The organism is Pseudotenacibaculum sp. MALMAid0570 (genome assembly GCF_040151415.1).
Taxonomy (GTDB): Bacteria; Bacteroidota; Bacteroidia; order Flavobacteriales; family Flavobacteriaceae; genus Polaribacter.
Map to the genome: position 1 here is coordinate 1 of NZ_JBDKWF010000011.1, position 396 is coordinate 396.

Genomic DNA, 396 nt, shown 5'->3' on the forward strand with positions numbered 1-396 from the left:
ATTTCCGTTAAAGGTAACAATACCTGAACCAGTAGTTACATCAGCTACACTTGTAATTGCAGCAATAGCACTGCTATTAGCAATAACAAAAACATCACCATTAGCTAAAGTACCGGATAATTGATAGGTACTTCCCCAAGAACCAGAACCGTTGGTTGCTTTTCTAAGATCGTAAGCGGAAAGATCAACAGCGCTTCCTGTAAAATTGGCAATTTCCAAGGCTTTATTATTAGATGAACCTTCTATATATTCAGACAACAATAAATCGCTTGCTGTTCCTGTAGGAATCGGATCATCCGTAGTAATATTTACACTATTACTATCACCAGAAACATTACCCGCAGCGTCTTTTGCTCTTACAGTAAAAGAATAAGCTGTACTAGCAGTAAGTCCTGT

General features: G+C 37.9%; 1 protein-coding gene. It reads right to left on the minus strand.

The annotated features are described in order from the left end of the window. A partial coding sequence (locus AAON49_RS00050; RefSeq protein WP_349551723.1) for a lamin tail domain-containing protein occupies positions 1–396 on the minus strand: 396 nt, incomplete at both ends.